Here is a 20,787-nt window from a genome sequence, read left to right as displayed (position 1 = left end):
TTTACTCCTCGCCGGGCTCCAAAGCGGCGACCTGCTTGGCCAGCCAGTTGGGTGCCAGCGCCGAGATCGCGGTGGCACCCGCCGTCGAGCCCAGCACACCGGACCAGGCCACCGGCCCCAGCGGCGTGCACCCGAAGAACTGGCTGAGCCCCGGGGTCTGCACGATGCCGACCAGGACGCCGGCGCTGCCCAGGGCGGTCGCCACGACGAGCGGGCTGTGCCGGCGGGTCAGCAGCGTCTGCGCCAGCTGCGTCGTCACGAGCGCGGTCAAACCCATTGTCGCGGTGCGGCGTTCGGTACCCGGCGTCCATCGTCCGATGGCCCAGGCGGCCGTTGCGCCGGCGGCGGTGACGGCGCCGCGGGTGACGATCTGGCGCATCAGCGGCGCATCGAGGGAGGGCGTGGGCCCGGTCAGCACCTCGCGGCGGTGCAGGCGGCGCGCCTCCTCGGCGGCTTCGGCGGATTCGTACTCGGCTTCGTCGGGCTCGACGTACTGCGACGTGACCGCCACCGCGAGCGCGGGGAACATGTCGGTGAGCAGGTTGACCAGCAGGAGCTGACGGGTCCCCACCGGGGCGCGGCCCTGGCCGAAGGCGGTCCCGATGATGGTGAACAGCACCTCGCCGACGTTGCCGCCCACCAGAATCGTGACGGCGTCGCGAACGCCGCTCCACATGCTGCGGCCCTCGACCAGGGCGTCCATCAGGACGCCCAGATCCTCGTCGGTCAACACGATGTCGGCGGCCCCGCGAGCGGCCGACGATCCGCGACCGCTCACCCCGATGCCGACGTCGGCCATCCGGATGGCGGCGGCGTCGTTGGCGCCGTCACCGACCATCGCGGTCACGCGCCCGCAGCGCTGCAGGGCGGCCACGATCTGCACCTTCTGTTCCGGGCTGACCCGGGCGAACACCTGCACGTCGGCGACCAGCCGGGCGCACGCGTCCTCGTCGAGGCCGGCGAGTTCGGCGCCGGTCACCACCTGCGCGTCGGCGGGCAGGCCCAGCTGCCGGGCGATCGCCCGCGCGGTGACGGGATGGTCGCCGGTGATCAGCACCACCTCGCGGCCGGCGTCCACCAGCGCTTCGATCAACGGGCGCGCCGATGCCCGCGCGGTGTCGGCCAAACCGACGTAACCGAGCAGCTCGAGGTTCTGCGCCGCGGCGTCCACGGCGTCGGCGTCGGTGTCATCGTCGTCGGTCTCGTGCTTCCAGCCGCGCTGCGCCACCGCGAGCACCCGCAGGCCCTGCTCGGCCAAGCCGTGCACCACCGCCTCGGCCCGCGCCTGGTCGGCTTTCGGGTCGGCGAACTTGCAGCGCGGCAGGATGACCTCGGGAGCTCCCTTGAGGACCAGCACCGGCGCGTCGGCGGGGTGACCATTGCTAGTGCCGTCGTGGCCGACCGTGCCGATCGCGGCGGCGAAGCCGCGACTGGACTCGAACGGCACCTCGGCGAGCATCGCCCAGTCCGAATCACCTTGGCCGTTCAGCGAACTCGCGGCGGTGAGGATCGCCTCGTCGGTGGCATGCGCATGCCCCTGGCCTTCCTGCGGCTGGGCGGATGCGCGTGCGGCGGCGCGCAGCAGACCGGCGGATTTCGGGTCGGTCAGCTTCGGGAACGGGTCGTGCGGATCGACATCGTCGGGCACGGCGCACACCACCCGTAGCCGGTTCTCGGTCAGCGTGCCGGTCTTGTCGAAGCAAATGGTGTCGACGCGGCCCAGCGCCTCGATGGAACGTGGCGCGCGGACCAGGGCCCCGCGCGCCGTCAGCCGCTGGGCGGCCGAGAGCTGGGATAGGGTCGCCACCAGCGGCAGCCCCTCGGGGACCGCGGCCACCGCGATCGCGACACCGTCGGCCACCGCCTGGCGCAGCGTCGCGCGGCGCAGCAACGCCAACGCCGACACCGTTGCACCGCCGGCGAGCGTCAGCGGCAGCACCTTGCTGGTCAGCTCCCGCAGCCGGGCCTGGATTCCGGCCGACGTTTCGACGTCGGCGACCGCCGAGATCGCGCGGTGCGCGGCGGTGCCGACGCCGGTCGCCACGACGATGCCCCGGGCCCGCCCCGCGACGATGGTGCTGCCCTCGAACAGCATGCTGGCGCGGTCGGGGTCGTTGACCGCGACGGGGTCCTCCTGCTTGTCCACCGGGAGCGATTCGCCGGTGAGCAGGGACTCGTCGACTTCGAGGTCTTCGGCCACCAGCACGCGGGCGTCGGCCGGCACCACCTCGGGTGCGGTCAGGTCGATGACGTCGCCGGGCCGCAACGACTTGGCGGACACCGTGACGGTGCGGGTGGCGTGCCGCGCGGCTTCCAGCCGGCGTTTGGTCGTCGCGACACCCGGAACGACGACCCGGCGCACCAGCTGATCCTGCTCGGCGAACAGCTCGGCGGCCGCGGCCTCGGCCCGTAACCGTTGCGCCCCACCGGTTATCGCGTTGACGGTCATGACGCCGGCGACCAGCAGCGCGTCGATGTTGCTGCCGACGATCGCCGACGCCGCGGCCCCGACGGCCAGGATCGGGGTCAGCGGGTCGGCGAGTTCGGCCCGCGTGGCGGACGCCAGCCTGGCCGCGTTGAGCAGCGGACCCCGTAGTGGCGCCAGCGCCGGGCTGTACGACAGGTCGTCGAGACGACGCCGCCACGACGGCTCGGTTTCGACCGCCAGGGGCCGGGAACCGCCGGCCAGCCGCGAGTAGACGATCTCGGGATCCAACGCATGCCAGGCGGTGAGCGGCTGGGGGGTGGGATCGGGCAGGCGCAGCACCCGGGTTGCCGACAGGGTCCCCGCCACCAGCGCGGTGGCCGCGGCCGCGTTGACCGGGTTGAGCCATCGGCGAAAGCTCACGGGATTCGTGGGTGCTTGTTCTTCGCCGGTGACGAGCAGCAGCCCGGCCAGCGTGGTGCCGCCCTGGGCAAGGTGCACGGCCGATTCGCTGGCCGACCGCGCCACCGGGATCGCCGACAGGATCCGCACCGCGTCGGCCAGGTCGGTGCCGGTGATGATGTCTGCGGTCCACGCCGTCGCGGCGCGCGGATCGTCAAGGGCCACACCGACGTCGGCGATAGCGAGCGCGGCGAGGGTGTCGGTCGACGCGAAATCGCGGTGCAGGGCGGTGATCAGCAGGACGGGTCCGCGATCGACTCGCAGCTCGCGGACCACGTTCAGCAGCGGCGTGCCCGGCGGATGCGATGCGCCCACGCTGGCGGAGAGGTCCTCGGTGCCGGCGACGTGGCGTAAGACCACCCGCGCACCCGTCCGGTTCGCGGTCTGGAACAGCGGAATCGCGTAGGGGTCGACCTCCCAGCCGACGGCGACGCTGCCCACGCATTCGCCGTCGACGATCAGGTCGGCGTTTTCCAGACCCTCCGCGGGCTTGCCCGACGGCCTGCCCTCCGACGAAACCCATCTCAGGCGCGCACCGGTGGCCGGGAGTTCGTCCGGGTCGGGCTCGGGCGCCTCCTCACCGTGCAGCAGCGCGTCGGCGACCTCGTAGACGCGGTCGTCGTCCCAGCCGGGCGCGTCGCCGCGCACGCGCAAGACGGCACGATGATCGCCGCGCAGCGCGGCCCCGTCGATGACGACCACCTTCACGCGGTCCAGCCGGCGCAGCGCGCCAGGGTCGAGGACCAGTTGCCCGGAGTTGGCGAGCCCGCGGCCCAACACCGCCGCGAACGCCTGCCGGCCCATGTGCGCCGCCCGCGGTACAGCGGCTTCGATCGCGCCGGCCGCGTCCTCCGTACCGCCCCCCGCGACCAGCGCGCTCGCCGCGGCGATCAGCGCGCCGTTGGCCGCGGAGTCGACATAGCTCTCGACGGGGCCCGCCATGGACCCCTTCCCGGCGTCGATCGCGACGTCGATGGACCCGCCAACCACCACGTGCGAAGCCTCACCGGCCGCGGCGGCCGCCCAGCTGTGCCGCGGCTCATGGGACTTGGCACCGGCGGATGAGATGACGGGCACCACCGGAGCTTGCGGCCGCTGAGGCGAGGCCAACGCCGGCTCGCGGTCCCGCCACACCCGGCGGTGGGCGGTGGCCTCCGAGATCTGCAGGGTGCGTTGGGTCAGGTCGAGCAGCGGAGTGCCGATCGCCTGGGTCAGCCCGTAAGCTGCGGCCGTCGTGGCGGCAAGCGCGATATCGGTGCCCACCCGGCCCAGTCGCGATTCCAGGATCGCCACCATGCGCGGCTGATGGTTGATCAGGGCGGCCGCGGCCCGGGTGGTCTTGGGTGCGGCGGGCAGGCGGGTCACCCAGCCGGTGACCGCGCCACTCACCGCGACGATGTCCAGGGCGGCGGCAGTCAGGGGCACCAGAACCGCCAGCGGGTTACCCGGGTCGGCGAAGGGCGCGGACAGCGGCGACGACACCGAGGTTGCCGGAGCGATGTCGTCGGCCAGGGTGACAACCGCCTCCCGCACCTCGTCCAGGACGGTGCCGGGGTCCGCGTCGTCGGTGAATTCGACCACCAATCGGCCCAGCGAGCCCTCGACATGGGCCTTGGCCACGCCGGCGATCCGGCGAACCGGCTCTTCGACGACGGCCGCGTACTCGTCCCACCGCGGGAACGGCAGCAGCGGGTCGAGGTCCAGATGCACCCGTCGTCCGCTCTGCCAGCGCACCGGGGGCAGGACGCGGGCCGACGAACCATTGGTGGAGCCGCCGAATCCGATGGCGCGGCCAGTAGTTTCAGCCACCGACTGAACCACCGGACCGGCCAATTCCGTGACCGGACTGGTCAGCGTCTGCAGCGCGCCCACGGCCTCCGCCGCGGTGGACACACCGGCCCGCACTACCTGCGCGGCTCCGCCGGCTACGCCAGCGACGACGCTGGAAACGCCGGGAATTTTCACTCGTCACCCTTCAACTTCGTCTACGCGCCTAATGATCCTGACGTGTGGAGGAGCTGTCCACACGCGGGCGGGAAGGTGAAACCGTGCGACGACGCCGATGACGATGCAGGTCCGGCCTCCCTTAGAGAGCAAGGGTGCGATTACGTCCCTGGACCAAGGTTACCGGGTTGGCGACAAACCAAACGTGCTGAACAAGCCGGGGTCGAGGAAGACGGTGATGCCGGCGATCCCGGTAGCGCCGGTGGTCAGGACGTGAATGGAATGGGCCGCCATTGACCCGTCGGCGCTGCGCCGGTACTCGGCAACGGCGGGTTGCGCATTCGCGGCCGTCGGGACCATCGCGATATCGCCGGGGCTCGGTCAGAGCCCGCCGGGCGAGGAACCGCAGCACCGCGTCGCGGCCGGTGAACCATATTGGCATGGGCGGCATTTCGAGTTTGACGTCGGCTTGCAGCAGCGCCGTCACCGCCGCCATGTCCGCGTTTTCGAATGCGGCGCAATACCGGTCGAGCAATTCGCGGCGCTGCGCATCGCCGGGCTCGGAGATGTCTTCCTCGGCGGGGGAGAGTTCGGCAAGCCGTGCCCGGGCGCGCTGCAGCGAACTGTTGACCGCTGTGGGTGTGGTCTCGAGGAGCTCGGCGACTTCGGCGGCACTGAACTGCACGACGTCGCGCAGAATCAACACCGCGCGCTGTCGCGCCGGCAGCTCCTGTAGCGCGGTCATCACCGCGAGCCGCACGCTCTGCTTGGCGGCGAGGTCGTCCTCCGGGCTCGTGAACATCGAGTCCGGAATGGGCTCGAGCTAGGCATGCGCGCCGGCCTTCGCGTCGAAATCGGTGTCCGGGTCGAGCGAGCCGTCCCCCACCCCCATCGGGAGCACGCGGCGGGCGCGGCTCTCCAGCGCACGGAGGCAGGCGGTGGTCGCGATGCGATACAGCCACGTCTTCAACGCCGCGCGTTCCTCGAAGGCCGGATAGCCGCGCCAGCCCCGCAGATACGTCTCCTGGACCAGATCCTCGGCGTCGTGCACCGAGCCCAGCATGCGATAGCAATGCGCGATCAGCTCGGCCCGAAAAGGCGCCGCCTGTTCGACGAAATCCTCCTGCGCCGGCACGACCGTCTCCTCTCGGCTGCGAGGCGAAACCTACTTCCTTAGAGACGTCGCGCCGCCAAAATTCATCGGTCCGGGCGCGATGAATCCCGATGCGGCTTCGTATCTGAATCAGTGAAGACGCGGCAAAGGCCGCCAGACCAGCGAGAGTGAGAAGACCATGAACCAGCCCCGCACCGCCCATGCCGACGGGCTCGTCGGCACCACCGCGATCATCACCGGAGCCGGTCGGGGGTTCGGCCGTGCCATCGCCTGCGCGCTGTCGGCGGCGGGCGCACAGGTCGTCGGCGTTGCGCGTACCCGATCGCAACTCGAAGAGGTGCGCACCCGGCTCGGCGACGCGTTCACCCCGGAGGTGGCCGACGCCGCCGAACCTGGGACGGCCCGTCGGCTCATCGACCAGTACCGGCCGCGCACACTTGTGCTGTGCGCCGGAGCGACGCCGCGGATGACGCCGCTACCGGATCAGACCTGGGAGACGTTCAGCGCGAACTGGAACGTGGACGTGGCGCAGGCATTTCACTGGATTCGCGAAGCGCTGCGACGCCCGCTGGCGCCGGGCAGCTCGGTGATCGTGATGTCCAGCGGCACCGCGCTGAACGGATCACCGCTGTCCGGCGGCTACGCGGGCGCGAAGGCGACCGTCAGGTTCATCACCGGCTATGCGGCCATGGAAGCGCAACGCGCCGGGCTGGGGATCGGCTTCACGGCCGTGCTGCCGCGGCTGACGCCGGCCACCGACCTCGGCGCGGTCGCCGTCGCCGCCTACGCCGAACGGCAAGGCGTCGACGTCGACTCGTTCCTGCGGGCCGCCGGACCCGCGCTCACCGCCGAACTGGTGGGCAAGTCGGTCCTGGAGATCGCCACTGGCGCCGCCGCCGAAGGCGGCGCGTACCTACTCAGCTCCACCGGCCTGGCGGCGCTGTCCTGACCACCCACGCCATCCGCCGCCGCGCGAAAACTCAGTGGCGCAGCGGATTTCGTGTTCTCAGCCGCGCTGGTACATGGCCCAAAAACACGAAAGCGCGGTAGCCGTCGACCGGCTACTCGCGCAATGTTCGGCTCAGAGATTCAGGCTATAAGATTCGGTGGTTCGCCCTGCCGACCTGATACCCGGCAGGAAACGACTTCTCGATGACCTGCAGTTGGTGATCCACCCTGGATTCCAGCTCGAGCACCACGCAGCTGTCGCTGAAGGATTTCGATTCGAGAACTATGTACCGCTGACCACAATCGGTGATCGGGTCGCCCGAGTGCAAGCTCTCGACCGACACCGACTCCGGAGTTCCATCTGCCTCCATGCATGACACGTTAGGTCAATTCCGCAAATGAGGGAATAGACCGCTACTTCGCGGCGGCGCCCCGTTGCTTGAAGAACACGCTGACGTGAGAGATCAACCCGTCGTCGTTCTGCTCGAACCGGATGCATTCGGGCCACGTGCTCGCGACATCGTCGATCTCGAATGTCTCGGACAGCTCGGCGAACGACACCCGCGAATCCACGCGCGAGACCCGCCGCACGTCCAGCCGGTGGCCCCGCAGATTGGTGCACACCTTGCGCAGGTAGGCGACGTAGTGCGCCTTGCCCTCGACCACGTCGCAGAACGGCCCCTCCCGGGTCAGGCCCTCCTCGGCGATGGTGTCGGCCAGTCCGTCCCAGTCATGAGCCGCCAGGCATTCCAGGTAGCGTTCGACCACTTGGCCATCGGTGCCCATGTCTTCTCCGCTCGCTCGTGAGTCCACGGTAAGCGCCGAATCGTTGCCGGGCTAGGTTCCTCTTATGAGTTGGTGGACCGTGCACGCCGAACGGACGCTGTGTGAACACGTGCCCGCGCCGCCCGAGGCGGTCCGCAACTTCTACGTGGACCTCGACAACATCAAGCTCGTGCACCCGCTGATCGTGTCCGTGGAAACGTTGTCCCGCAGCGCAACCCCGGACGGCTACCAGCAGACCTACCGCGTGGTCGACCGAATCCCATTGGGGCCGTTGACCATACGCACCAGCTATCGGGCCCGGCTGCGAGTGCCCGCGCGCGGCGACGTGCTGACCGAGGCCGATCAGTCCCCCGGGGTTCGGCTGCGCGGCACGGTGAGATTCGATCCGGCGGACGGCGGCACCCGAGTCACCGAGCGGATAGGCATAACCGCCCCGCGGCTACTGGCCGGCGTGACCATCCGCGAAGGGGTCAAGGCGCACGTCAAGATGCTGGCCGGCATCAGGAGTCACTTCGAGTCTGGGAGGTCGCAATGAAGTGTCGTGCCGCTGTGCTGGAAGGGGTCGGCAGGGATTGGGAGATTCGCGAGGTTGCACTCGATCCGCCCCGCGCCGGTGAGGTTTTGGTACGCATGGCCGTTGCCGGCATCTGCCACTCCGATGACCACCTCGTCACCGGCGACGTGCTGCCGACCCCCGAGGTACGTGCGTCAACGGGTATCCCTGAGCCCGACTGGTTCCCGATGCTCGGTGGTCACGAGGGCGCCGGTGTCGTCGAAGAGATCGGCCCGGGTGTGACGTCGGTGCGGCCGGGGGACCACGTGGCGATGTCGTTCATTCCCGCATGCGGGAGTTGCCGGTTCTGCGTAAACGGCCAGAGTTACATCTGCGACGACGGCGCGAGTCTGTTCTCCAGGGAGATGCCGACCGACGGAACCTGTCGCCGGCACCTCGGCGACGAAGACCTCATGGCCTACGGTCAGCTCGGCACGTTCGCCGAATATGCCGTGCTCACCGAAAAGTCCGTCATCAAGATCGACGATGCGATCCCATTCCACGCCGCCTCACTCGTGTCGTGCGGCGTCAGCACCGGCTGGGGCTCCGCAACGATATCGGCGGGCACCGAGCCGGGCGACACGGTGGTCGTGATCGGCACCGGCGGCGTCGGTATGAACGCCCTGCAGGGGGCCCGGGCCGCCGGGGCGACCTATGTGGTCGCGGTGGATCCCGTTGAATACAAACGGGATTCGGCCAAGATCTTCGGCGCCACTCACTCCGCGGCCTCCGCCGAGGAGGCCGTACCGCTGGTGGCCGACATCACCACCGGAGTCATGGCCGACCGCGTCGTCGTGACGCCCGGCGTGCTGCACGTGGAGCTGATCCCCTCGGCCATGCGGCTGCTTCGCAAAGGGGGGATATGCGTGGTCACCGGCATCACCCCCTACACCGAACCCGTGGTACCGCTGATCCTGCAGGAGATGGTGCTGTCGGCCAAACAACTTCGGGGAGCGCTCTACGGCGGGATGAATCCGCGCACCAGCGTGCCGTTGCTGTTGTCGATGTATCAGGCGGGTGCGCTGAAACTCGACGAGTTGGTCACCCGGCACTACCAACTCGACCAGATCAACGAGGCGTTCGTGGATCTGCGCGAGGGCCGCAACATTCGCGGAATCATCGACTTCGCCGATCTTTGACCGAGCCGACCGGTCTCACTGCGCCAAGCCGGCCCGCAACTCTCGCTTGAGCACCTTGCCGTAGCTGTTTTTCGGTAGCTCGTCGACGAATTCGTAGCGCTTGGGCCGCTTGAAGCGCGCGATGCGGCGCAGCAGGTGGGCGTCCAGCGCGGCCGGCTCGGCCGCGCCCACGATGAACGCGACCACCACCTCACCCCAATCGGCATCGGGGGCGCCCACCACGCAAGCCTCGGCGACACCGGGGTGCTCGAGCAGAGCCTCCTCCACCTCGCGGGGGTAGATGTTGCTCCCGCCGCTGATGACGACGTCCTTCGACCGATCCCGCAGCGTGAGAAAACCGCGCGCGTCGAACGAGCCCATGTCGCCCGTGTACAGCCAGCCCTCTTTGAGGGTCGCGCGGGTGGCGTCGGGATTGCGCCAATAGCCGGACATGACCGCGTCTCCGCGGCAGACGATTTCGCCGATTTCGCCGCGCGGCGCCACGCGGCCATCCGCAGCCAGCACGGCGACCTCCATCCCCGACCGCGCATAGCCGACGGACCCCAGAAGCGCGTCGTCATCGGATTCGTGATCCGCGCGGCGCAGCCCGGTGATGGTCATCGGCGACTCGCCCTGTCCGTAAATCTGCGCGAAGACCGGGCCGAACGCCGCGATCGCCTTGCGCAGGCCTTCGGAGTACATCGGACCGCCGCCGTAGACGATCGCCTTCAAATTGGCCGGCCGGCCGCGGCCCGTATCCACCAGCCGCTGCACCATCGTCGGCGCCAGGAAAGTGCTGGCGGCTGGGTGACGTTCGCACAGATCCAGGAATTCGTCGGGGTCGAAACCCCCCGACACCGGCACGACCTGCCGGGCGGCGCGCAGCACGTACGGCAGGACGTAGAGTCCGGAGCCGTGCGACATCGGCGCCGCATGCACCAGGCTGCAGTCCTCGTCCGGAGCGTCGATGTCAGCGAGGTGCGCGACCGTCATCGCCATGAGGTTGCGGTGCGACAGCATCGCACCCTTGGCCCGGCCGGTGGTCCCGCTGGTGTAGAACAGCCACGCCAGCGCAGCCGGATCGGTGCGCGGCGGAGGTGCCGGGCCGACGCCCAACCGCTGCGAATAGTCCTCGGAATCAATGGCTTCCGTCGGCGTCGCGGTGACCGGCGCCAGCTCGGTGCCAATGGCCGACGAGGCGAAGACCCGCGCCGCGCCAGCATCGTCGAGGATCTGCGCCATCTCGCGCGGGTGCAGCTTGTAGTTGATCGGGACGACGACGCACTCGGCGGCCCAGGTCGCGAACATCAACTCGATGGTCTCGGGACGGTTGTGGGTCGCGATGGCGATTCGCGCACCGGCACCATGCTGTTGCCGGATCGACGCGGCCAGACGTAAGGCGCGGTCGCGCAACTCATCCCACGTGCACACCAGTCGATCCCCGTGATACACCGCACCGCGATCGGCAAACCGGGTCGCGGCCTGATCGAGCAGGGCAAACAGATTCATCGCTCGATCCACTGCGCCGCCAGCGCGGCCTCCGAAAGATACTTCGTCGAGCTCCAGCCGCCGTCGACGACGATCGTTTGGCCGTTGATGAAGCTGCCGCCCGGCGAGCACAGGAAGGCGACGGTGCTGGCGATGTCGTCGACGCGGCCCAGCCGCTGATGCGGCGTCATCTCGGTGTTGATCTTGCGGAAACGCTCATCCTCCAGGCGCTGCTCGACCATCGGCGTCACCGTCACCCCGGGCGCGACGGCGTTGCAACGGATGCCGGACGCGCCGTATTGGCAGGCGATGTGGGTGGTCAGGGCCGTGAGTCCGCCCTTGGCGGCGGAGTAGGCGCCGCCGCGCAGGCCACCGACGACCGCGAAAGTCGATGTCACGTTGATGATCGCCGAGCCGGGCCCCATGTGCGGTAGCACGTCGCGGGCGAGCCGAAACGGCGCGCGCAGCATCAAACCCAAGAAGTAGTCCAGGGTTTCGTCGTCGGTTTCGTGCAGCGGCTTGGGGCTGCCGACTCCGGCATTGTTGATCAGGAAGTCGATGTGACCCCACCGGCGCACCGCGAGGTCCACGATGCGGCGCGGCGCATCGTCGTCCGTGAGATCGACGGCAAGTGTCGCGACGCGCTCCGGATCACCGACGGCCCTGCCCAGCTCGGCCAGCCGCCCCTCGTCGCGGCCGATGCCGACGACCGCCATGCCCGCCTCGGCGAGCTTTGTGGCGCAACCCAAGCCGATGCCGCTGCTTGCTCCCGTGACGATTGCGACCTGCATATCACCCATCCTTCGCCGGCGTCAGAGCCGCCCGGATCCGATGCTTCAGTATCTTCCCCGCATCGTTTTTCGGCAGGGCATCCCAGATCTCAACCTGTTCAGGGGCCTTGAATCTGGCCACGCCCTTGCTCACCAACATGTCGAGCAGGCTCGCGACGTCCGGGCGCGCGCCGCGGGCGGGCACGATCACCGCACAGGCGCGTTCTCCGGTGCGCTCGTCGGGCAGCCCGACGACCGCGATCTCGGCGATGCCGGGGTGGTCGGCGAGCAGGTCCTCGACCTCCTTGGCCGAGATGTTCTCGCCGCTGCGGATGATGACGTCCTTGGCCCGGCCGGTCACCACGAGGTACGTGTCGTCGACCCAGCGGCCCAGGTCGCCGGTGCGGAAAAACCCTGCGGCATCGAAGGAGTCGTCCTCGGGGTGGCGGTAACCCAGCAGCATCTGCGGGCCGCGCACACAGATCTCCCCGTCGCCGTCGGGCGCGGAGTCGTGTGCGGCGAGCTTGATCTCGGCGATCCCGGGCCTGCCGTCGGTATCCGCGGCGTAACCGGCCTCCCGGGGTCCGGGCGCACCGATCGTCGCGACGGGCACCTCCGTGCAGCCGTACACCCTGGTGATCACGGCGCGGTCGAAATAGGCTGTGGCGCTGCGGATCAGCGACGGCGACACCGAGGCGCCACCACAGATGAACATCTTCAGGTCGGGCAGCCGGGTGCCGGCGCGTCCGGCCGCGGACAACAGCTGCTGCAGGAACGGCGTCGCCCCCGCCATGTGGGTACACCGCTGCGAGTCCATCAGGGTGACCGCCCTACCCGCATCCCACCGGTCCATCAGCACCGCGGTGGTGCCCAGCAGCAGCGGGCATTCGAACGCGTAGATCGAGCCGCCGATGTGGGCGACCGGCGACGGCACCAGGAACGTGTCACCCGGGGTGATCATCCAGTGGTCGCGGATCTGACGGATCAGCGCGTGCATCGAATTGTGACTGTGCAGTACGCCTTTCGGCCGGCTCGTGGTGCCGGACGTGTAGAGGATCATCCGCACGGAATCGGGATCGAGCACCGGAAGGGTCGCGGCGTGCGGTGGCTCCTGCACCAGGGCCGCATACGGCGTGTGCGGCCCGGCGTCACCGCGCAGCACCACCACCTCCGGCGCGCGGCTCATCGCGGGCGCCACGCGCTCGAGCATCGCCGCGTAGTCATGGCCGCCGTGATGCCTCGGAACGAAAATCACTGCGGTGCCGGCGTCTTCGAGGATGTACCGCAGATCGTGGTCGCGCAGCGACGGCAGGATCGGGTTCACCACCATCCCCGCGAGCGTCGCGGCCAGGTAAATGACAGCGCTCTCGTGCCAGTTCGGCAACATGAACGACACGGTGCTGCCTGTCGGCACGCGCGCCAGCAGCGCGCCGGCCAGCGCGCCGGCCTGGTTGTACAGGGCGGCGCAGTCCAAACGGACGTCGTTGTCCACCAAGGCTGTTCGGTGGGGCGTTTCGGATGCGGCCTCGCGGAGCGCATCGGCCAGCGTCGTGCGCACCCACCACCCGCGCCGGTATGCCTCCGCCGCATGCGCCCCGCTGGCCCGGGCGATCACCACGACCTCATCTGGGCGCCCTCATTCATCCACGCGACGCATCGTCATCGCGTACCGGAACCTCGACGACAGGTGGGTGTTGACCGTCACCTGGGCCACCTCGCCGTCGGAGGTCGTGTAGGTGCGCCGCATCTGCAGCGCGGCCGTGCCCGCTTCGGCACCGAGACCATCCGCCAATTCCGGTGCGAGCAGGACGGCGGCGATCTCTTGGTGCAACTGGGCGACGCTCACCCCGAAAAGGTCCTCGATCAAGGGAAATATCGGGCCGGCGTGGCGTTGCAGCAACCTGCCCACCGCCGCGAAACTGCGGTTGATGTAGTACTCCGTCCGGCACAGCGGAACCGGCGCGCCCTCGGCCTGCCGGTAGCCGCGGACCGACAGCCACTGGGTGCCGACCTCCAGGCCGGTCAGTTCGGCGAGGTCGTCGTCGATCGTCACCATCGCGTTGGATTCGATGGTCAGCTGCGCGCCGGCCGCGAACGCGAGGAGGTCGTCGATCGACATCGCGTCCTGCGCATAGGAACTCGACGCCGGCCGGGGAACCACCCGGGTGCCCGCCCGCGGCCGGGAAGCCACCAGGTTGTCCTCGCGCAGCCGGCGCAGCGCCTCACGGATGGTGTAGCGGCTGACCGCGAAGCGCTCGCATAGTTGGTGCTCGGTGGGCAACTGCGAACCCACCGGGTAAACCCCGTCGACGATCTCCTTGCGCAGGGTGCGCGCGATCTGGAGGTAGCGGTGGTCGCCCGCGATCGCCTGCGGCATCACGGTCCGTCCGGCCTCGCGCGCACCGCCAGCACGCTGCCCTCGCCGTCGGCGGAGAGGTAGAGCGTCCCATCGGCCGACGCGGTGATGCCGGCGAAGGGACCCTGCGGCCCGGAGAACGGTGGCATGCCGCGCAGCGGTTTGGGCGTGACACCCGGCGGGGGGCCGACGGGCAGCCCGGCCGCAATCGTCCGCCGTGCGCTGGTGGTCAGATCGAACTCGACCAATTCCTTGGCGCCGGCATCGACTATGTAGAGCACGCCGCCCCGGACCAGAATGCCCTGCGGGCGTTGCAGATCGGTGATCACGGTGTCGATCCCTGACCCGCTCACCCGCAGCACCCGGCCGGCTCCGGCCTCGGCCACCAGACACGCCCCGTCCGCGTCGACCGCAACCCCGACCGGCTCACGCAGCTCTTTCGCCAAAACCTCAACACCACCCGATTGCAGCGACAGCACCCGTCCGGTGCCCAGCTCGGCGAACACCACACCGCCCCCGCTCAGGGCGATACCGTAGAGCTGGTCGAAACCGTCTGCCAGTAACTCGGTTTCGCAGGCGTCCGGACGGTATCGGGCGACCTGGCCGCCGGACGTGGTGACGAAGAACTCGCCGGGCCCGCTCGCGGCGAGGCCGCGCAGGAAGCCGGGATAGCCTGGGCTGAACAACATTCCCGCGGTGCGCAGGGACCCATCGGGCTCGGCGACGTAGAAGTAGGTGCCGTCGGCGATGTAGAGCCGGCCGTCGTGGCCCATCGCCAGGTCCATCGGCCAGTTGAGGCCGCCCGCCAACACGGATCGCGTTGTGCCGTCCGGTGAGATCTCGGTGATCTCACCGGTGAAGTTGGAGACGAACAACCGGTCGTCGACGAAGGTGCAGTTGTCCAGGCCGGGGTTCAGTTGGGCGAGCAGGCGTTGTTCGCCGCTGCGGGGATCGATGCGCAGCACCTGCCCGCTGGCCACCTGCGTCGAGACGATGTAGCCCTGCGCGTCGAACTTGACCGAGTCGGGCACACCGAGACCGGTTGCCACACAGTGCGGCTCGCCGCCATCAGGGTCGATGCGCCAAATCTCGTTGGCTCCCATCACCGGGAAGTACAACAGGCCGTCCGGGCCGACCTCCATCGCGTTCGGCGAGGGCACGTTCTCCAGGAGCACCCGCGGCGGTCCGCCCGCCAGGTCGAATTCCAGCAGCCGCCCACCCTCACGGCATTCTCCGATGAACAACCGGCCCGCATGAAAGGTGATGCCGTTGGCTGACGGCACGTCGTCGCGTAGCACTCGCGTGCGGCCGCCGGTGTCACGCACGCTCACCCGGCCGTCCATCACCTCGGTCGCGTACAGGTTGCCGCCGGCGTCGAACGCGACGTCGTCGGGCGCCACGATGTCGCCGCCCTTGGGGCTCGCGGTGAAGATGTCCCCGGTGCGGTGATCGAGCGCGCTGATCTGACTGCCGGTCACCTGGGCGATGTAGATGCGCCCGTCCGGGCCGGTGCGCAGGCCATTGGCGCCGAACAGCCGGCTGGGCGCGGTGACCCGTTCGAGCTCCCAGCCCTCGGCCACGTCGACGGGGTGCGGCGGCGCATACCGCGAGGGCAGCGTTGGGATGGCCCTTGAGATGGACATGCTCGCCGAGGTCCTTCCGTCAGCCGGTTGGGCTGGACGCTATCAATTCCTCTTAGTCCAGACAATAGCTGTCATCGGCGCGCAAACGGACCTTGACAGCGAAGTCTTCGGATCGGAATAGTGTTCTCCAACGGGCAGAATGCCACATTTTGTCCGGACAAAATGAGTAAATCGAGCTCGTTGCGATCGCTGGCGCGGCGGCGGCGGGGAAAGCAGGTCATGGCCGATCACCAGGATCACGTCAACCTTCTAGGTCTCGACGGCCGCGTCGTGGTGGTTTCCGGCGCCGGCGGGGGCGGCATCGGCACGACCGTTGCGGCCATGACCGCCCGGGCGGGAGCCACCGTGATCGCGGTAAGCCGATCCAAGGAGAACCTCGACGAACACATCGCCCCGCTGGCACACCAGGGACTGGCCGTGGTGCCTGTCGCGGCCGACGCGTCGACCGACGAGGGTATCGCCACGGTGATCGACCACACGCGCCAAGCCGACGGCGGGTTGTACGGCCTGGTCAACGTCGCCGGCGGCGCCGAGCCGTCGACCTGGATGCCGTCCACCCGGGTGACGCGTGGGGACTGGCGCAAGATCTTCGCCGACAACCTCGACACCGCGTTCTTCATGAGCCAGGCCGTCGCGCGTGAACTCGTCGCCCAGCACCGGCAGGGATCGATCGTGTCGATCTCCTCGATCAGCGGCATGAACACCGCGCCGTTTCACATCGCCTACGGAACGGCCAAGGCCGCGATCACCGCGATGACCCGCACGATGGCACTCGAGTTGGCGCAGGCCGGAATTCGGGTCAACACGGTGGCGCCCGGCGTCACCGAAACGGCGGCTTCGCGCACCTATGTCGACGAGGACCCCGAGCGCGACCGCCAGGCGATCGCGATGGGCCGACGTGGGCTTCCCGAGGAGCAGGCCGGTGCCATCCTCTTCCTGCTCTCGAAGCTGTCGAGCTATATCACCGGCCAGACGCTGCTCGTCGACGGCGGCCTGGGCCTCAAGTGGAGTCACCTCGGCGCCGACAACACGTCGCTGTTCCTGCATGACGAATCCTTCCGCGCGGCGATGAGGAGGTTATGATGACCCGCCCGGCGAAAGGCGCGAATCCCGAAGCGGCCGAAGAACTCTCGCAGCCGATGACGATCGGAGTCGAGGCCTACATCTCCGAGGACTATGCCCGCGCCGAGCGCGACAAGCTGTGGCGCAAGGTCTGGCAGCAGGTCGGCCGCGTCGAGGAGCTCCCCGAGGTGGGCAGTTACCTTACCTATGACATCCTCGACGACTCGATCATCGTTGTGCGCACCGGTGACAACGAGTTTCACGCCCACCACAACGTCTGCATGCACCGCGGCCGCCGGCTGATCGACACACCCGAAGGAGCCAAGAACGCCTGCGCGCGAACCCGAAAGTCGTTCGTCTGTGGTTTTCACGGCTGGACCTACGGCCTGGACGGCGCGTGCACGCATATCCGCGAACAACAGGACTGGCAGGGCGCTCTCACCCCCGACAACACCCACCTTCGACCCGTCCGAGTCGACACGTGGGGCGGCTGGCTGTGGATCAACATGGACCCCGACTGCGAGCCGCTGGCCGACTTCCTGTTTCCCGCCGCGAAGATCCTCGACCCGTTCGGGTGTGAGAACATGCGCTACAAGTGGCGCAAATGGGTCATCTTCGACTGCAATTGGAAGGTCGCGCTGGAGGCCTTCAACGAGACCTACCACGTCTACACCACCCATCCGGAGTTCAACAAGTTCGGTGAGTTCAAGGGCTGGGCGAAAGCCCAAGGCAGGCACAGCAATATCGGCTATGACGCGCCCGAGGACATGGAGGCCACCAAGTCCAAGATCCGCCTGGGCATCGGCGCCGATCCGCGGGTGTCGACCGCGGAGATGCAGGTGTACACGATGGAGGAGACCAACGCCACCACCACCCAGACGCTGGTGAATGCCGCCAGGCGGCTGGTCGACGAATTGCCCGAGGGGACACCGGCCGACAAGGTGCTCGAGCACTGGCTGGCGTCGGCACGCCGCGACGACGAGGCCCGCGGGGTGATCTGGCCGACGATCCCCGCCGACATACTCGGGCAGGCCGGCACCGCATGGCAGATCTTCCCGAACTTCCAGATCGGCCAGGGTCTGACCAGCGCGCTGTGCTACGGCGCGCGGCCGCATCCCAGCTACAACCCGGACAAGTGCATCTTCGAGGTGTCCGTCTTCGAGCTGTACCCGAAAGGCCAAGAGCCGCAGACGGAGTGGGAGTACACGCCGGTCGGAGACCCCCGGTGGCGCTCGGTCCTACCGCAGGACTTCTCCAACATGGCCGCCGTGCAGCAGGGCATGAAGTCTCTTGCCTTCCCGGGCACCAAACCCAACCCGTACCGCGAGCGCAGCACCGTCAATCTCCATCATCAACTGTCGAAGTACATGGGTACCGGCGAACCGCAGGAGCTTTAGTGCCGATCGCAAGCGCGGCGCGGGCGCCGGGCGCCGCGGGTCGGCACTATCAGAAGGAGACGCATGACCACCGCTGACGAGCCCTGCGGGCCCACCGACGTAGCGCAAGACGTCGACATAGACGCGCTGCGGGCCAAGTACGCCCAGGAGCGCGACAAGCGCCTACGCGTCGACGGCGGCGCGCAGTACCTCGAACTCGAAGGTGACCTGGCGGACTTCTACGAGATAGACCCGTACACTCCGATCGCCGACCGCGCGCCGATCAACGAGGACCTAGAGGTGGCCGTCCTCGGCGGTGGGTTCGCCGGATTGTTGTCCGGTGCCTACCTGAAAAAGGCCGGCGTACAGGATGTTCGGATCATCGATATGGCCGGAGACTTCGGCGGAGTGTGGTATTGGAACCGCTTCCCAGGCATCCAGTGCGACAATGACTCCTACTGCTACATCCCGATGCTCGAGGAGCTCAATTTCCTGCCGAGCAAGAAGTTCGCCGACGGGGCCGAAATCTTCGCGCACTGCCAGGCCATGGGTAAACACTTCGACCTCTACGATGGCGCGATCTTCTCTACCCAGGTCGAGACCATGCGCTGGGACGAGAAGATAACGCGGTGGCGGCTGACCACCAACCGCGGCGACGACATTCGCGCACGGTTTGTGGTGATGGCGCAGGGCTCGTACAACAAGCCAAAGCTGCCCGGCATCCCCGGTATCAAGGAGTACCTAAACGGCGGCGGCCACGCATTCCATTCCGCCCGTTGGGACTACGACTACACAGGTGGCGATGCCAACGGCGGGCTGCATAAGCTGGCTGACAAGCGGGTCGCACTCGTCGGCACGGGGGCTACCGGCGTCCAGCTGGTGCCGCATCTCGGCCGGGATTCCAAGCAGCTCTTCGTGTTCCAGCGCACCCCGTCGTCGGTGGACATGCGGGCCAACACACCCACCGACCCGGCCTGGGCGGCGGCGCTGCAGCCCGGTTGGCAGGAGGAGCGCAAACGTAACTTCCACAATTGGTCACCGTTTGTTGGGGTGGTCTTCGGCGAGCCGGATCTGGTGTGCGACTTCTGGACCGAATTGGGGCGCAACATGACCGCCCGGATTGCCGCCAGCCCGGATCCCGCCTCGCTGGGGATCGAGGAGATCATGGCGATCCGCGAGGAAGAGGATTACAAGATCATGGAGCGGCTGCGCCGCCGCGTGGCCGCGCTGGTCGACGACCCCGACACCGCCGAGGCACTCAAGCCGTACTACCGCTTCATGTGTAAGCGGCCGTGTTCGAGCGAGACCTACCTGCCGGCGTTCAACCTGCCTAACGTGACGCTGGTGGACGTGTCGGAGTCCAAGGGCGTGGAACGCCTGACGGAGAAGGGCATCGTCGCCAACGGCGTCGAGTACGAGGTCGATTGCGTCGTATTCGCCAGCGGTTTCGAGATCTCCACGGAGATCAGTCGACGCTTCGCCGTCGACGTCATCGAGGGTCGAGACGGGCTGTCGCTGTTCGACTACTGGCACGACCGCTACCAGACGTTGCACGGCATGACCACCCGCGGATTCCCGAACCAGTTCTTCACGGGCTTCATCCAGGGCGGCGTCTCGGCCAACACCACCGCGATGTTCGAGCAGCAGGCCGAGCACATCGCCTACATCATCGCCGAAGCGCAAAAGCGCGGTGCCACCGTCGTTGAACCCAGTCAGGAGGGCCAAGACGGCTGGGTCAGGACGGTTGCCGAGCTCGCTATCGACAACTCGGCATTCGAGATGTCCTGCACCCCTGGCTATTACAACAATGAAGGCCAGGGTGGCGCCAAAGACAACGGTGCGTTCCTCGGCGATTTCTACTCGCCGGGTTTCTACGCCTTCGGTGACCTGATCGCCGAGTGGCGCGCCAAGGGTGACTTGGAAGGCCTTGAGCTTTCGTGAGCGACTTGAGGTTCGACGGCAGGGTCGCGGTCGTCACCGGGGGCGGCCGAGGGCTCGGCCGCTCCTACGCCTTGCTCCTGGCCTCGCGGGGGGCGAAGGTGGTCGTCAACGATGCCGGCGGCCGCCTGGACGGCGGCGGGAGCGACGCCGGGCCGGCCGAGCAGGTGGTCGCTGAGATCACGGCGGCCGGGGGCCAGGCCGTGGCGTGCAGCGCGTCGGTTGCGACCCGCGCAGGCGGCGAGGCGATCATCGGGACCGCACTCGAAAACTACGGCGGCATCGACGTTCTGATCCACAACGCCGGCAACGTGCGTCGCGCGTCGCTCAAGGAGATGAGCTACGAGGACTTCGACGCCGTGCTCGATGTGCACCTACGCGGCGCGTTCAACGTGGTGCGGCCGGCGTTTCCGGTCATGTGCGAGGCGGGTTACGGCCGCATCGTGCTGACGTCGTCGATCGGCGGCCTGTACGGCAACCACAACGTAGCCAACTACGCGGCGGCCAAGGCCGGCGTGATCGGGTTGTCGAACGTCGCCGCGCTCGAGGGCGCCGCCGAGGGCGTGCGGTGCAACGTGATCGTGCCGGCCGCGGTGACGCGAATGGCCGACGGCATCGACACCTCCTCCTACCCGCCGATGGGCGCGGAACTCGTTGCGCCCGTGGTCGGTTGGCTTTCCCATGAATCCTGCTCGGTGACCGGTGAACTCTTCGTCGCGCTGGCGGGTCGCGTGGCGCGGGCGGTCATCGCGGAAAGCCCGGGCGTGTGCCGGTCGTCGTGGACGATCGAGGACGTCGGCAGCC

The 20,787-nt window shown here is 68.4% G+C and carries 15 protein-coding genes and 1 pseudogene; 7 read left to right on the top strand and 9 right to left on the bottom strand.

Annotation, left to right across the window (positions count from 1 at the left end; translation table 11 throughout):
* Window position 1 precedes the first annotated feature (1 nt).
* Together AC5Y4T_RS08560 and AC5Y4T_RS08555 are read right to left on the bottom strand one after the other, a co-directional pair.
* Window positions 2-4,852: a cation-translocating P-type ATPase gene (locus AC5Y4T_RS08560; RefSeq protein WP_499952699.1), complete on the bottom strand. Its 4,851-nt coding sequence runs from the start codon at window positions 4,850-4,852 to the stop codon at window positions 2-4.
* A gap of 159 nt (window positions 4,853-5,011) precedes the next feature.
* Window positions 5,012-5,966: pseudogene (locus AC5Y4T_RS08555) on the bottom strand (sigma-70 family RNA polymerase sigma factor).
* 157 nt (window positions 5,967-6,123) lie between these two features.
* Here AC5Y4T_RS08555 and AC5Y4T_RS08550 point away from each other — a divergent pair.
* Window positions 6,124-6,894 (top strand): SDR family NAD(P)-dependent oxidoreductase, encoded by a 771-nt coding sequence (locus tag AC5Y4T_RS08550; RefSeq protein ID WP_499952697.1) that lies wholly within the window; start codon window positions 6,124-6,126, stop codon window positions 6,892-6,894.
* Window positions 6,895-7,039: 145 nt separating this feature from the next.
* Here AC5Y4T_RS08550 and AC5Y4T_RS08545 read toward each other — a convergent pair whose 3' ends face one another.
* The gene (locus tag AC5Y4T_RS08545; RefSeq protein ID WP_067122006.1) at window positions 7,040-7,264 is read right to left on the bottom strand and encodes a hypothetical protein; all 225 of its coding nucleotides are present in this window, start codon (window positions 7,262-7,264) and stop codon (window positions 7,040-7,042) included.
* 43 nt (window positions 7,265-7,307) lie between these two features.
* Window positions 7,308-7,679, bottom strand: coding sequence for a nuclear transport factor 2 family protein (locus AC5Y4T_RS08540; RefSeq protein ID WP_499952696.1), 372 nt, complete (start codon window positions 7,677-7,679; stop codon window positions 7,308-7,310).
* A gap of 64 nt (window positions 7,680-7,743) precedes the next feature.
* On the opposite strand from AC5Y4T_RS08540, the gene AC5Y4T_RS08535 reads away from it, so the two are divergent.
* On the top strand, window positions 7,744-8,214 hold the full coding sequence (locus AC5Y4T_RS08535) for an SRPBCC family protein (RefSeq protein ID WP_499947131.1): 471 nt from the start codon (window positions 7,744-7,746) through the stop codon (window positions 8,212-8,214).
* A gap of 14 nt (window positions 8,215-8,228) precedes the next feature.
* Window positions 8,229-9,371, top strand: a complete 1,143-nt coding sequence (locus tag AC5Y4T_RS08530; RefSeq protein WP_499952875.1) for an NDMA-dependent alcohol dehydrogenase — start codon at window positions 8,229-8,231, stop codon at window positions 9,369-9,371.
* Between the two features lie 15 nt (window positions 9,372-9,386).
* Here AC5Y4T_RS08530 and AC5Y4T_RS08525 read toward each other — a convergent pair whose 3' ends face one another.
* From AC5Y4T_RS08525 to AC5Y4T_RS08505, 5 genes are read right to left on the bottom strand one after another with little or no spacing between them, the layout of a single operon-like run.
* Entirely contained in the window at window positions 9,387-10,859 is a 1,473-nt protein-coding gene (locus AC5Y4T_RS08525) for an AMP-binding protein (protein WP_499952695.1), read from the bottom strand.
* Entirely contained in the window at window positions 10,856-11,638 is a 783-nt protein-coding gene (locus AC5Y4T_RS08520; protein WP_499917531.1) for an SDR family NAD(P)-dependent oxidoreductase, read from the bottom strand. The genes AC5Y4T_RS08525 and AC5Y4T_RS08520 overlap by 4 nt, the downstream gene beginning before the upstream one ends.
* The gene (locus AC5Y4T_RS08515) at window positions 11,631-13,226 is read right to left on the bottom strand and encodes an AMP-binding protein (protein WP_499952694.1); all 1,596 of its coding nucleotides are present in this window, start codon (window positions 13,224-13,226) and stop codon (window positions 11,631-11,633) included. The genes AC5Y4T_RS08520 and AC5Y4T_RS08515 overlap by 8 nt, the downstream gene beginning before the upstream one ends.
* Before the next feature lie 18 nt (window positions 13,227-13,244).
* Window positions 13,245-13,985, bottom strand: coding sequence for a GntR family transcriptional regulator (locus AC5Y4T_RS08510; RefSeq protein ID WP_499917533.1), 741 nt, complete (start codon window positions 13,983-13,985; stop codon window positions 13,245-13,247).
* Window positions 13,985-15,607 carry an SMP-30/gluconolactonase/LRE family protein gene (locus AC5Y4T_RS08505; protein ID WP_499952692.1) on the bottom strand — a complete coding sequence of 541 codons (1,623 nt, stop codon included), beginning with the start codon at window positions 15,605-15,607 and terminating at the stop codon, window positions 13,985-13,987. The genes AC5Y4T_RS08510 and AC5Y4T_RS08505 overlap by 1 nt, the downstream gene beginning before the upstream one ends.
* Before the next feature lie 219 nt (window positions 15,608-15,826).
* Between AC5Y4T_RS08505 and AC5Y4T_RS08500 the strand changes: the two genes are divergently transcribed.
* The 4 genes from AC5Y4T_RS08500 to AC5Y4T_RS08485 form a co-directional block, all read left to right on the top strand.
* Complete coding sequence (locus AC5Y4T_RS08500) at window positions 15,827-16,690, top strand: SDR family NAD(P)-dependent oxidoreductase (RefSeq protein ID WP_499917687.1); 864 nt, start codon at window positions 15,827-15,829, stop codon at window positions 16,688-16,690.
* A complete protein-coding gene (locus tag AC5Y4T_RS08495) occupies window positions 16,690-18,066 on the top strand; it encodes an aromatic ring-hydroxylating oxygenase subunit alpha (protein WP_499917535.1) in 1,377 nt (458 codons plus the stop codon). Before AC5Y4T_RS08500 ends, AC5Y4T_RS08495 begins: the two co-directional genes overlap by 1 nt.
* A gap of 63 nt (window positions 18,067-18,129) precedes the next feature.
* Window positions 18,130-19,986, top strand: a complete 1,857-nt coding sequence (locus AC5Y4T_RS08490; protein ID WP_499917536.1) for a flavin-containing monooxygenase — start codon at window positions 18,130-18,132, stop codon at window positions 19,984-19,986.
* Window positions 19,983-20,787: SDR family NAD(P)-dependent oxidoreductase (locus tag AC5Y4T_RS08485; protein WP_499952691.1), on the top strand; the 805-nt coding region annotated here is incomplete at its 3' end. The genes AC5Y4T_RS08490 and AC5Y4T_RS08485, both read left to right, overlap by 4 nt.

Source organism: Mycobacterium sp. NGS11 (genome assembly GCF_059813315.1).
Note: the sequence above shows the minus strand (reverse complement) of the source record. Positions and strands in the feature narration are given on the sequence as shown.